Raw genomic sequence first — 12,192 nt, forward strand, 5'->3', positions numbered from 1 at the left:
TCTCCCTCCTTCCTGGTCCTTCACATCAGGCTTGCATGAGTGTGGCCCTGCCTCACCGCTGCTGAAACCTCGCCCTGACGTTCGTGCCCGTTACGTGAGTTCGACTTCTTCGTTGATCAGGTGAAATCTTGAGTCGGCGGGTGTCAGGGGGCGCATGAGTGTGTGTGCAGCGAACGGTGATGGCCGGCAGTGCGACCGGTCCTCAGACAGGTATCCGTTGACCAAGGGGATGTGCAGGGCTCACTACGCGCAGTTCCTGAGGGGGAGAAGGCTTTCCCCCGTCGATGCCAAAAGGGCAGCGGCGATGAGCCGGAGTTGTGCGTTCTCCGACTGCGTGAGAGTCGCTTCTGCCAAAGGACTCTGCACTGCTCACTATCAACAGCAAGCCAAGGGGTATCCGCTCGCAACCGTACGCAAGAAGCGGGGCAACGGTGTCGTCCAGGAGATGGTGGCGAGGGGAGTCATCGAGTGTCGCGGGTGCGGGGAAGACAAGCCCATAACGGATTACTCGCCGCTGAACGCAACGGGTACGCCGCGCCCGTACTGCAAGCCGTGCAACGCCGAACTCGTACGCCTTGGGCACTACAACGTGACCAAGGAGTTCCTGCGCCTGTTGATCCTGTACCAGGAGGGGAGACGTGCGGTCTGCCGCGAAGTCGACAGAAGCAGCCGAGCCATGGACATCGACCACGATCACGCATGCTGCGCGGGGCGGCGGAGTTGCGGTGCATGCGTGCGTGGTCTGGTGTGTAACAGCTGTAATGTTCATGCGCTGGCCTGGTACGAGGCGCTTCGGCCCGAGCTTCGAACCTTCGACCTGCTGAACACCTATCTGGCGGATCCGCCCGCAGGGCGGCTGCAGGCGGAGCTTGCGGCGTCGGTCGGCGCTTGGCGGACTCAGGCGCCGGCGGCCCATTTTTTCAACTCGGCCTTGCTCTCGAACGCCGCCACATCCTTGTCGTGAGGCTCGCTGCTGTATTGGTGGAAACGCCACTTCGCCTTGATTCGGGGGTGCCCCGCCGTGACGTAGTCGGCGATCCACAAGCCGTCTCCGGCGTAGGAAGTAGTGTCGACCGACAGCCAGTAGTTCCGGTTCGTGTACAGGATCACCCGGTTGTGCGGCCGTAGTTCCTTCACCTTCCGGATGAAGGCGTCCTTCTCCTTGTTGCTCGCGTGGGTGCCGTCGCCGGTGGTCTCCCAGTCGACGGCCAGGATGTCGCCGGCCTTCTCGGGAGCGTGCCCCACGAAGTACTCGGCCTGGGTGGTGAGGTTGCCCGGCCACAGGAAGTGGTAGAAGCCGACGACCAGTCCGGCGTCACGGGCGGTCTTGGTCTGGGCGGTGAGCCGCGAGTTGACGTACGAGTGACCCTCCGTCGCCTTGATGAAGACGAAGGACAGCCCGTCCGTACCGTACGAGGACGACTGATACGCGCTTACGTCGATGCCGTGCAGCATGGCTGAGTTGTGCCCGCCGACGCCCCATCCGGAAACCAACGTTCCGCACCGAGCCCTTGGACAACCGCGAGACCCCGACAACAGCGCTGAAAGAAGGAAACGCTCCGGCCAGGGCCCACCGCTCAGCACTCGATGATGTTCACCGCCAGCCCGCCCCGGGCCGTCTCCTTGTACTTGACCGACATGTCCGCGCCGGTCTCCTTCATCGTCTTGATGACCTTGTCCAGGGACACCTTGTGGGAGCCGTCGCCGCGCATGGCCATCTTCGCGGCGGTGACCGCCTTCACCGCGGCCATGCCGTTGCGCTCGATGCAGGGGATCTGGACCAGCCCGCCGACGGGGTCGCAGGTGAGGCCGAGGTTGTGTTCCATGCCGATCTCGGCCGCGTTCTCGACCTGCTCGGGGGAGCCGCCCAGGACCTCGGCGAGGGCGCCTGCCGCCATGGAGCAGGCGGAGCCGACCTCGCCCTGGCAGCCGACCTCGGCGCCGGAGATGGAGGCGTTCTCCTTGAAGAGCATGCCGATCGCGCCGGCCGCGAGGAGGAAGCGGACCACGCCGTCCTCGTCGGCGCCGGGGACGAAGTTGATGTAGTAGTGCAGGACGGCCGGGATGATGCCCGCCGCGCCGTTCGTGGGGGCCGTCACCACGCGGCCGCCGGCCGCGTTCTCCTCGTTCACGGCCATCGCGTACAGGGTGATCCACTCCATGGCGAGGGCCTGCGGGTCGCCCTCGGAGCGCAGCTTGCGCGCGGTGTTCGCGGCCCGGCGGCGGACCTTCAGGCCGCCCGGCAGGATGCCCTCGCGGGTCATGCCGCGCTCGACGCACTCCCGCATCACCCGCCAGATCTCCAGCAGGCCCGCGCGGATCTCGTCCTCGGTGCGCCAGGCCCGCTCGTTCTCCAGCATCAGCGCGGAGATGGAGAGACCGGTCTCACGGGTGAGGCGGAGCAGCTCGTCGCCGGTGCGGAAGGGGTACTTCAGGACGGTGTCGTCCAGCTTGATGCGGTCCGCGCCGACCGCCTCCTCGTCCACGACGAAGCCGCCGCCGACCGAGTAGTAGGTCTTGGTCAGGAGCTCCGCGGCGGAGGTGTCGTACGCCCAGAGCGTCATGCCGTTGGCGTGGTAGGGGAGTGCCTTGCGGCGGTGCAGGACCAGGTCACGGTCGTAGTCGAAGGCGATCTCGTGCTCGCCGAGCAGTGCGAGGCGCCCTTCGGACTTGATCGTCTCCATGCGCTCGTCGGCCGTCTCCACGTCCACCGTGCGCGGCGAGTCACCGGCGAGGCCGAGCAGGACGGCCTTCGGGGTGCCGTGGCCGTGCCCGGTCGCGCCGAGGGAGCCGTACAGCTCCGTGCGGACGGCGGCGGTCCGCTCCAGCAGGCCCTCATTGCGGAGCCGGTGGGCGAACATGCGCGCCGCGCGCATCGGGCCCACCGTGTGGGAGCTGGACGGGCCGATGCCGATCGAGAACAGGTCGAAGACCGAGATGGCCACGGTCACTCCTCGGGACAAGGGCGGGGCACTCCTCGTCGAGTGCCCCACCGGGGACTTCACGTTCCGGATCTACTTGTTCAGACCCGGGTACAGCGGGTGCTTGGCGGCCAGGGCGGTGACCCGGGCCTTCAGCGCTTCGGCGTCGTACGACGGCTTCAGCGTCTCGGCGATCACGTCCGCGACCTCGGTGAAGTCCTCGGCCGTGAAGCCGCGGGTCGCCAGCGCGGGCGTGCCGATCCGCAGACCGGAGGTCACCATCGGCGGCCGCGGGTCGTTCGGGACGGCGTTGCGGTTGACCGTGATACCGACCTCGTGGAGGCGGTCCTCGGCCTGCTGCCCGTCCAGCTCGGACTCGCGCAGGTCGACCAGGATCAGGTGCACGTCCGTACCGCCGGACAGCACGTTGACCCCCACCTCGCGGGCGTCGGCGGCGGTCAGCCGCTCGGCGAGGATGCGCGCACCTTCCACGGTACGACGCTGGCGCTCCTTGAAGTCCTCCGAGGCGGCGACCTTGAAGGAGACCGCCTTGGCCGCGATCACGTGCTCCAGGGGGCCGCCCTGGAAGCCCGGGAAGACGGCGGAGTTCAGCTTCTTGGCGAAGTCCTTGCCGCGGGCCAGGATGATGCCGCCGCGCGGGCCGCCGAGCGTCTTGTGCGTGGTGGAGGTCACCACGTCGGCGTACGGCACCGGGTTCGCGTGCAGACCGGCCGCGACCAGGCCCGCGAAGTGCGCCATGTCGACCCACAGGTACGCCTCGACCTCGTCGGCGATCCGGCGGAACTCGGCGAAGTCCAGCTCGCGCGGGTACGCCGACCAGCCGGCGATGATCACCTTCGGGCGGTGCTCCTTGGCGAGCTTCTCCACCTCGGCCATGTCGACCAGGCCGGTCGCCGGGTCGACGTGGTAGGCGACGACGTCGAACTGCTTGCCGGAGAAGTTCAGGCGCATGCCGTGGGTGAGGTGGCCGCCGTGCGCCAGGTCCAGACCCAGGATGGTGTCCCCGGGCTTGGCCAGGGCGAACAGCGCCGCCTGGTTCGCGGAGGCGCCGGAGTGGGGCTGCACGTTGGCGTACTCGGCGCCGAACAGCTCCTTGACCCGGTCGATGGCGATCTGCTCGGCGACGTCGACGTGCTCGCAGCCGCCGTAGTAGCGGCGGCCCGGGTAGCCCTCGGCGTACTTGTTGGTCAGCACCGAGCCCTGCGCCTCCATCACCGCGAGCGGCGCGAAGTTCTCGGAGGCGATCATCTCCAGAGTGGACTGCTGGCGGACCAGCTCGGCGTCGACCGCGGCGGCGATCTCCGGGTCCAGCTCGTGCAGGGACGTGTTCAGGACAGTCATACGGCTACGACTCCTCAGCCGGCGATGAAGGTGTCGTACTCGGCGGCGGAGAGCAGCTCCGGCGCGTCGCCGACCTTGACCTTGAACAGCCAGCCGCCCTCGAAGGGGGCGGAGTTCACGAGCGAGGGGTCGCTGACGACGTCCTCGTTGACCTCGGTGACCTCGCCGGTCACCGGGGAGTACAGGTCGGAGACCGACTTGGTCGACTCCAGCTCGCCGCAGGTCTCGCCCGCGGACACGGTGTCACCGACCTCCGGGAGCTGGACGAAGACGACGTCGCCGAGCGCGTTGGCGGCGTGCTCGGTGATGCCGACCGTCGAGACGCCGTCCGCGGCGGCCGACAGCCACTCGTGCTCCTTGCTGTACCGCAGTTCCTTGGGGTTGCTCATGGCCTGAATTCTCCTGTACGCGCGGGAGTGCTGGTGAAAGGGGGACCGCAGGCGCCGCTGCCGGGGCAGGCGGGATGTGCGCGGGGTCACACGGGGGTGACGGGCCGCGCCCCGGTGCCCGGCCGTGACGCCGGTAGAAGTGTCTACTTCTGGCGCTTGTAGAACGGCAGCGCCACGACGTCGTACGGCTCGTGGCTGCCCCGGATGTCGACGCCGACACCCTCGGTGCCGGGCGCCGCGTGCGCCGCGTCGACGTACGCCATGGCGATCGGCTTGCCCAGGGTGGGGGAGGGGGCGCCGGAGGTGACCTCGCCGATCACCTGGCCGCCGGCGACGACCTGGTACCCGGCGCGCGGCACGCGGCGGCCTTCGGCGATGAGGCCGACCAGCACGCGCGGGGGGTTCGCCTCGGCGCGGGAGGCGGCTTCGGTGAGCGCCTCGCGGCCCACGAAGTCGCCCTCCTTCTCGAACTTCACGACCCGGCCGAGGCCGGCGTCGAAGGGGGTGAGCGCGGTGGTCAGCTCGTGCCCGTAGAGCGGCATGCCCGCCTCCAGGCGCAGCGTGTCGCGGCAGGACAGGCCGCAGGGGACCAGTCCGGCGGCCTCGCCGGCCTTGGTCAGCGCCTGCCACAGCTCGACGGCGTGCTCGGGCTTCACGAACAGCTCGAAGCCGTCCTCGCCGGTGTAGCCGGTGCGGGCGATCAGCGCGGGGACGCCGGCGACGGTGCCGGGCAGGCCGGCGTAGTACTTGAGGCCGTCGAGGTCGGCGTCGGTCAGCGACTTCAGGATGCCGGGGGACTCGGGGCCCTGGACGGCGAGGAGCGCGTAGGCGTCCCGGTCGTCGCGGACCTCGGCGTCGAAGCCGGCGGCGCGCTCGGTCAGCGCGTCCAGCACGACCTGGGCGTTGGAGGCGTTGGCCACCACCATGTACTCGGTGTCGGCCAGGCGGTAGACGATCAGGTCGTCCAGGATGCCGCCGTCGGCCTGGCAGATCATGGTGTAGCGGGCGCGGCCGACGCCTACGGAGGCGATGTTGCCGACCAGCGCGAAGTTGAGCAGTTGGGCCGCCTGCGGGCCGGTGACGGTGATCTCGCCCATGTGGGAGAGGTCGAACAGGCCGGCCTTGGTGCGCACGGCGAGGTGCTCGTCGCGCTCGGAGCCGTAGCGCAGCGGCATGTCCCAGCCGGCGAAGTCGGTCATCGTCGCACCGAGCGAGCGATGCAGGGCATCGAGCGCGGTGCGGCGCGGCTCAGTGGGTTCGGTACTGCTCATCGGTCGGTCGTCTCCCGGGTCGGCTGTGACAGGCGAGGAACGTTCCTCCCCATCTGTCATCGGAACCTGAGAGGTTCGCCACGACCGCCACAGGGACGATCAAGGGCTTGCACCTTGGGTGGGGCCACTGCCGGCAGCGGCCCGCTTTTCAGATGTGCCTCGCCCGCGCGGTAACGGGGCCTGAGAGATTCAAGGGAGGGACTTGCTCCTTCGGCGCCCCAGCGGCGATGGCTGAGGACTCTCCCGCGCGGATTCAAGCGGCCGGTATGCAGTTGGCGCGCACATCATTGCACGCCGGACGCGCACCCGTCAGGACCGGTATCTGTAACCGACCTGTGGCCGTACGCGCACGCCGCCGTCGGACACCGCGCATTACCTTCTCTTTACATTCGATGGGCATGGATATTACCGAGCCCAAGGGGAGGACGATCACGGTGAACAGGACCACGGCGTACGCCGCCGCGACCGGCATCGCGGTGCCGAAGCAGCCCTCCGCCCCCGCCCGCGAGCGCACCGCGGACCGACCCGCCCCGGTCGTCCGCGACCTGCGCGACCGGGCCGGCCGCAGCCCGCACGCCCTGCTCTTCGGCCCGGACGACCTGGTGGTGATCACCGGCCTGCCCGGCAGCGGCAAGTCCACGCTGATGCACCGCGCGGTCCCCGGCCCCCGCGTCGACTCCCAGGACACCCGCGACCGCTGGGCCGCCCGGCTGCCCCGCCGCCTGCCCTACGCCCTGTACCGCCCCCTGGTCCGCCTCGCCCACTACGCGGGACTGCGCCGCGCCCTGCGCTCCGGCGAGGGCATCGTCGTGCACGACTGCGGCACCCAGACCTGGGTGCGCGGCTGGCTGGCCCGCGAGGCCCGCCGCCGCGGCGCCCGCCTCCACCTGCTCCTGCTCGACGTGGCGCCCGAGGCGGCCCGCGCGGGCCAGCGCGAGCGCGGCCGCGGCGTCTCCCGCTACGCCTTCGGCCGCCACCGCCGTACGACGGCCCGGCTGCTGCGCGCGGTGGAGCGCGGCGACCTCCCCGCCGGCTCGGCCTCCGCCGTCCTCCTGGACCGCCCCGCGGCCGACGTCCTGCGCTGCATAGCCTTCGCACAGCGCGCGGACTGACCAGCCACTAATCTGATCGCCGCATCAGTGGTTTCGATGGTTTCCAGCAGGCGGTAGGCACATGGACTTCCCGGCGGACGTTCCCGCGGACTTCCCGGCACAGGCGCACCCCCACCCGCACGGCGGTTGGCCCGGCAACGAACTGGAGGAGGTGCTCTCGGCCTCCCTCGGCGTGCCCGGCGCGGCCGGGCGGATCATCGAGGTGCTGGGCCGCAGCTTCCTGTGGATACCCCTGCCGGGCGGCGGCGGCCCGGACAGCGGCCCCCTCGACCTGCCCAGCATGGAGATCGACGGCCAGGTCTACGTCCCGGTGTTCAGCTCCGAGGAACAGTTCCGGCAGGCCGCCGGCGCCCACCTGTCGTACACCATCGCCCCGGCCGTGGAGTTCGCCCGCGGTCTGCCCCCGCAGGCGGGCCTGGCCGTCAACCCCGGCGGCGTGGTCGGCGTTCCCCTCCCGCCGGACGCGGTGGCCGAGCTGTGCCGGGCCGGCCGCACCCCGCTGGACGGCCCCAACACCGGCGGCCGGGTCCGCCTCTTCGAGCCCGACTGGCAGGACGACCCGGTCGACTTCCTCGCCGCCGCCTCCGCCGAGTTCGCCGCCACCGGCGTGGTCCGCACGGCCCGCCGCTGCCTCGCCGCCATCGAGGCGGCCGACCCGGTCATGTTCATCGGCGTCGAACTCACCCAGTGGGAGGGCGACCTGCGCGACCTCCCCCTCCAGGCCCTCGGCCGAGCCCTCACCACCACCCCCGCCCCCTGCCCCGTCAACCTCCTCCTCATGGACGCAACAGACGACCCGGTAGCCACCTGGCTCAGAACAAACGTCCGACCCTTCTACGAGCACGGCCACTGAGGCGCCCCGCAGGGGCGCCCCAAAGGGGCGCGGGGCTGTGTCCGATACGCGGCTCCGCCGCGTGGGCGCGACAAGCCACAGACGACCCCCACCCGCGACCGACCCCCGGACCCCGCCCAGCAGGGGCGCCCCCAAAGGGGCGCGGGGAACTGCGCGATCAACCACCACGCACCCGCACCCGCGACCGAACCCATGGCCCCGCCCCCCTGGGCGCTTAAGCTGTCACCAAACGCGGGGCAACTGCCAGAAGGGCCGGTACAACAGGTGAGCGCGAGCCACAGCGGCAGCGTCGAGCACATGCTGCGCCAAGTAACCCCCGGGCGCTACGACGCCTACGAGGCCCTGCTGCGCGCCCTCGCCACCCCCTCCGCCGGCCAGATCTGGATGCTCCTGTGGCACGGCCAGGCCGGCTCCCCGGACGCCCAGTACGGCACGATGGACGTCGACGGCTCCCACTACGCCCCCTGCGTCACCTCCGCTCAGGAACTCTCCGCGAGCGGCTGGAACCGGTCGTACGAGGTCGTCGACGGAGTCGACGTGGCCCGCACCCTCTACCCCGACCACCACGGCCTCTGGCTCAACCCGCATGCCCCCGGCGGCGGCGTCGGCATCCCCTGGCTGGACCTGCGCCGCATCGCCACCGGACTGGACCGCCAGCCGGCCGGCCCGCTGCGCCTGTCGGAACCCGGCATCGAGATCCCGCAGTTCTACGCCCTGCTCGCGCAGAACGCCCACCGCACCCCGGCCCTGCGCTCCCTGCGCCGAGCCTGGGTGCAGCCCGCGCTCGGGGCGCCGTACCTCGCGATCGGGCTGGACGTGTACGACACCTCGCCGGCCGCCGTGGACTCGGTGCGCGCGATGATGCAGCAGTCGGTCGGCGCGGTCCCGGAGGGGCTGCCGGTCTCGACGGTGGCGATGACCGACGACTACGACCCGGTCGTGATGTGGATGCGGGTGAACGGCCGTCCGTTCTACGACCGCGACGCCCACGCGCCGGCCCCGCAGTCACCGCTGCCGTCGCCGCCTCCGGACCGAGCCCCCGCCGCCGGATACGGTTACCCACCGGTGCACGGCGGTTACTGATCAACAACCCCGTAGTGCCCGCTTGTTGACCCGGGCAACGAAATCTGCGGTGCGACCCCGACTCTGCGCGCGTAGAAGCCCGTGAGGGGCGCCGAATCGCGCAAAATCGGCGTTCCCGCCCAAGTTCCCCCCGTCCGACGTGCGTTACCCAAAGTTCGGATAACGGAATCCTCCGCACTGCATCACGGTTGCGCATATATTCCCCGTCACATCTGGCGGGTGATCGCGAACACGCTGAAGACTCCCGAGTCACGGACACGCGGTCGACGACCACGTGTCCGGGAGCAAGTCGACAAAGCCGCAATCCGCGGCAGGCGCAGGCCGGTCACCACCGGCGAGAGGGGTCGCTCACCGTGACCGCACCGATCGAGACCACCGGGGCGGCAGCCGAGGCGCAGCCGGAAGCCGTGCTGGAGGGTGCAGGAAAGGGGCAGATCGAGGGTCGTTCCCTGGGCCAGATCGCCTGGACCCGGTTCAAGAAGGACCGCGTCGCCGTCGCCGGCGGCGTCATCGTGCTCCTGCTGATCCTCGTCGCCGTCCTGTCGCGTCCGATCCAGGCCATGTTCGGCCTCGACCCCAACGCCTTCCACCAGGACCTGATCGACGCCAACACCTCGCTGCCCAAGGGCGGCATGGGCGGCATGAGCCTCGATCACCCGCTGGGCGTGGACCCGAAGTTCGGGCGTGACATCGCCACCCGCGTCCTGGAGGGCTCCTGGGTGTCGCTGGTCGTCGCCTTCGGCGCCACGATCCTGTCGAACGTCATCGGCGCGATCATGGGCGTCGTCGCCGGCTACTACGGCGGCCGGGTCGACGCGATCATCAGCCGGCTGATGGACACGTTCCTCGCCTTCCCCCTCCTGCTCTTCGCCATCGCGATCTCGGCCACCCTCCAGGGCGGCGCGTTCGGCCTCAACGGCCTGCCGCTGCACCTGAGCGTGCTGATCTTCGTCATCGGCTTCTTCAACTGGCCCTACCTCGGCCGGATCGTCCGCGGCCAGACCCTCGCCCTGCGCGAGCGCGAGTTCGTGGACGCCGCCCGGGGACTGGGCGCCAAGGGCCCGTACATCCTGTTCCGCGAGCTGATGCCCAACCTGGTCGGCCCGATCATCGTCTACTCGACGCTGCTCATCCCGACCAACATCCTCTTCGAGGCGTCCCTGAGCTTCCTCGGCGTCGGCATCCAGCCCCCGCAGGCCTCCTGGGGCGGCATGCTCCGCGAAGCGGTGACCTTCTACCAGGTCGATCCCCAGTACATGATCGTGCCCGGCCTCGCCATCTTCGTGACCGTCCTGGCGTTCAACCTGCTCGGCGACGGTCTCCGCGATGCTCTCGACCCGCGCAGCCGCTGACAGCCTGCCACCGAGAGCCCAACAAGTTTCCGACTATGGAGGGGAAAGCACCCATCATGCGAAGGTCAGCGCTGGCCGCGATCGCGGCCATCGGAAGTGCGAGCCTGCTGCTCGCCGGCTGCAGCAAGGCCGATGACAACTCGAGCGGCAACGGCAACGGCAGCGGCAAGTCCGCCGGGGCCAACGCCGCGACCAAGGGTGTCGTCAACGCCTCCTCGAAGAAGGGCGGGACGCTCACCTACGAGCTGTCCGACGTCCCGGACTCCTTCGACCCGGGCAACACGTACTACGCCTACATGTACAACTTCAGCCGGCTGTACGCCCGCCCGCTGATGACGTTCCAGCCCGGCGCCGGACAGAAGGGCAACACCCTCGTCCCGGACCTCGCCGCGGGCAAGGGCGTCCCCAGCGACGGCGGCAAGACCTGGACGTACAAGCTCCGTTCCGGCCTGAAGTACGAGGACGGCTCGGCGATCACCTCGAAGGACGTCAAGTACGCCGTCGAGCGCTCCAACTTCGCGCGTGACGTGCTCTCCCTCGGCCCGAACTACTTCCAGCAGTTCCTGGTCGGCGGCGACAAGTACAAGGGCCCCTACAAGGACAAGAGCGCCAAGGGCCTGTCGTCCATCGAGACGCCGGACGCCACCACGATCGTCTTCCACCTGAAGCAGGCCTTCCAGGAGTTCGACTACCTGGTCGCGGCCCCGCAGACGGCCCCGGTGCCCCAGGCCAAGGACAAGGGCGTCGACTACGTCAAGCACATCGTGTCCTCGGGCCCGTACAAGTTCCAGAGCTACGACGAGGGCAAGCAGGCCGTCCTCGTGCGCAACTCCAACTGGGACGCGAAGACGGACCCGCTGCGCAAGGCGCTCCCGGACAAGATCGTCGTGAACCTGAAGGTCAACGCGGAGACGATCGACAAGGACGTCCTCGCGGGCACCGCGATCGACCTCGGCGGCACGGGCGTCCAGGCCCAGACGCAGGCGCAGCTGCTCAGCGACGCCTCGAAGAAGGCCAACACGGACAACACCTACGGTGGCCGCCTGGTCTACATGGCGATCAACACCAAGGTGGCGCCGTTCACCAACGTGGCCTGCCGCAAGGCCGTCGAGTACGCGGTGGACAAGGTCTCGGTGCAGACCGCCGAGGGCGGCCCGATCCGCGGCGACATCGCCTCCACCGTGCTCCCGCCGGACATCCCGGGCTACCAGAAGGCCGACGTCTACGCGACCCCCGGCAACAAGGGTGACGTCGCCAAGGCCAAGGCGCAGCTGAAGGCCTGCGGCAAGAAGTCGATCACGACGAACATCACCGCGCGCACCGACCGCCAGCCGGAGATCGACGCCGCCACGGCGATCATCAGCTCGCTGAAGAAGGTCGGCATCAACGCCACCCTGAAGACGTACCCGTCGGGCAAGTACTTCACCGACTACGCCGGCGTGCCGAAGTTCACCGAGAAGAACAACGTCGGCCTGATGATGATGCAGTGGGGCGCCGACTGGCCGTCCGGCTACGGCTTCCTGCAGCAGATCCTGAACGGCAAGGCCATCAGCCAGTCCGGTAACACGAACCTGTCGTCGTACGACAACAAGAGCGTCAACGACATGCTGGCCAAGGCGATCGGGACGCAGGACACCAACGAGCGCAACAGCGTCTACACGCAGATCGACAAGCAGGCCATGGACGACGCCGCGATCGTTCCGCTGGCCTACTTCAAGGTCCTGTTGGCCCGGCCGAAGGCCACCAACCTGGTGTCGTCGGCCGCCTGGAGCGGTCAGTACGACTACCTCAACATCGGCACCTCGAAGTAGCAGCCCCGGAAGGCAGGTGAAGGCATTGGTGCCCGCGG

The 12,192-nt window shown here is 69.5% G+C and carries 11 protein-coding genes and 1 riboswitch; of the genes, 6 read left to right on the plus strand and 5 right to left on the minus strand.

What is annotated here, in order from left to right; translation table 11 throughout:
- Nucleotides 1-589 precede the first annotated feature (589 nt).
- Nucleotides 590-964: an endonuclease domain-containing protein gene (locus ABZ854_RS25550; RefSeq protein ID WP_361214786.1), complete on the plus strand. Its 375-nt coding sequence runs from the start codon at nucleotides 590-592 to the stop codon at nucleotides 962-964.
- Here ABZ854_RS25550 and ABZ854_RS25555 read toward each other — a convergent pair.
- The 5 genes from ABZ854_RS25555 to gcvT all read right to left on the minus strand — a co-directional run bounded on the left by ABZ854_RS25555 (nucleotide 898) and on the right by gcvT (nucleotide 5,943).
- Nucleotides 898-1,455, minus strand: coding sequence for a GH25 family lysozyme (locus ABZ854_RS25555; RefSeq protein ID WP_361214788.1), 558 nt, complete (start codon nucleotides 1,453-1,455; stop codon nucleotides 898-900). The two genes, ABZ854_RS25550 and ABZ854_RS25555, sit on opposite strands and share 67 nt — an antisense overlap.
- Nucleotides 1,456-1,577: 122 nt before the next feature.
- On the minus strand, nucleotides 1,578-2,945 hold the full coding sequence (locus ABZ854_RS25560) for an L-serine ammonia-lyase (RefSeq protein WP_361214790.1): 1,368 nt from the start codon (nucleotides 2,943-2,945) through the stop codon (nucleotides 1,578-1,580).
- A 69-nt stretch (nucleotides 2,946-3,014) separates the two neighbouring features.
- A complete protein-coding gene (gene glyA, locus ABZ854_RS25565) occupies nucleotides 3,015-4,283 on the minus strand; it encodes a serine hydroxymethyltransferase (RefSeq protein ID WP_361214792.1) in 1,269 nt (422 codons plus the stop codon).
- Between the two features lie 14 nt (nucleotides 4,284-4,297).
- The gene (gene gcvH / locus ABZ854_RS25570) at nucleotides 4,298-4,672 is read right to left on the minus strand and encodes a glycine cleavage system protein GcvH (RefSeq protein ID WP_361214794.1); all 375 of its coding nucleotides are present in this window, start codon (nucleotides 4,670-4,672) and stop codon (nucleotides 4,298-4,300) included.
- A 143-nt stretch (nucleotides 4,673-4,815) separates the two neighbouring features.
- Nucleotides 4,816-5,943 (minus strand): glycine cleavage system aminomethyltransferase GcvT, encoded by a 1,128-nt coding sequence (gene gcvT, locus ABZ854_RS25575; protein ID WP_361214796.1) that lies wholly within the window; start codon nucleotides 5,941-5,943, stop codon nucleotides 4,816-4,818.
- Between the two features lie 158 nt (nucleotides 5,944-6,101).
- Nucleotides 6,102-6,199: riboswitch (glycine riboswitch) on the minus strand.
- 178 nt (nucleotides 6,200-6,377) lie between these two features.
- On the opposite strand from gcvT, the gene ABZ854_RS25580 reads away from it, so the two are divergent.
- The 5 genes from ABZ854_RS25580 (at nucleotide 6,378) to ABZ854_RS25600 (ending at nucleotide 12,154) form a co-directional block, all read left to right on the plus strand.
- A complete protein-coding gene (locus tag ABZ854_RS25580; protein ID WP_361214923.1) occupies nucleotides 6,378-7,055 on the plus strand; it encodes an AAA family ATPase in 678 nt (225 codons plus the stop codon).
- 61 nt (nucleotides 7,056-7,116) lie between these two features.
- Entirely contained in the window at nucleotides 7,117-7,908 is a 792-nt protein-coding gene (locus ABZ854_RS25585) for an enhanced serine sensitivity protein SseB (RefSeq protein WP_361214798.1), read from the plus strand.
- A gap of 264 nt (nucleotides 7,909-8,172) precedes the next feature.
- Nucleotides 8,173-8,991: an enhanced serine sensitivity protein SseB C-terminal domain-containing protein gene (locus tag ABZ854_RS25590; protein WP_361214800.1), complete on the plus strand. Its 819-nt coding sequence runs from the start codon at nucleotides 8,173-8,175 to the stop codon at nucleotides 8,989-8,991.
- Between the two features lie 353 nt (nucleotides 8,992-9,344).
- Nucleotides 9,345-10,343: an ABC transporter permease gene (locus tag ABZ854_RS25595; protein WP_361214802.1), complete on the plus strand. Its 999-nt coding sequence runs from the start codon at nucleotides 9,345-9,347 to the stop codon at nucleotides 10,341-10,343.
- A gap of 35 nt (nucleotides 10,344-10,378) precedes the next feature.
- The gene (locus ABZ854_RS25600) at nucleotides 10,379-12,154 is read left to right on the plus strand and encodes an ABC transporter substrate-binding protein (protein ID WP_361214804.1); all 1,776 of its coding nucleotides are present in this window, start codon (nucleotides 10,379-10,381) and stop codon (nucleotides 12,152-12,154) included.
- Nucleotides 12,155-12,192 lie beyond the last annotated feature (38 nt).

It is taken from the genome of Streptomyces sp. NPDC047028 (assembly GCF_040644095.1).
Taxonomy (GTDB): domain Bacteria; phylum Actinomycetota; class Actinomycetes; order Streptomycetales; family Streptomycetaceae; genus Streptomyces.

Excerpts from the sequence above, each read along its gene's own strand:
- ABZ854_RS25555 (WP_361214788.1), bottom strand. The coding sequence starts at position 1,455 with ATGCTGCACGGCATCGACGTAAGCGCGTATCAGTCGTCCTCGTACGGT.
- glyA (WP_361214792.1), bottom strand. The coding sequence starts at position 4,283 with ATGACTGTCCTGAACACGTCCCTGCACGAGCTGGACCCGGAGATCGCC.
- gcvH (WP_361214794.1), bottom strand. The coding sequence starts at position 4,672 with ATGAGCAACCCCAAGGAACTGCGGTACAGCAAGGAGCACGAGTGGCTG.
- gcvT (WP_361214796.1), bottom strand. The coding sequence starts at position 5,943 with ATGAGCAGTACCGAACCCACTGAGCCGCGCCGCACCGCGCTCGATGCC.
- ABZ854_RS25585 (WP_361214798.1), top strand. The coding sequence starts at position 7,117 with ATGGACTTCCCGGCGGACGTTCCCGCGGACTTCCCGGCACAGGCGCAC.
- ABZ854_RS25600 (WP_361214804.1), top strand. The coding sequence starts at position 10,379 with ATGGAGGGGAAAGCACCCATCATGCGAAGGTCAGCGCTGGCCGCGATC.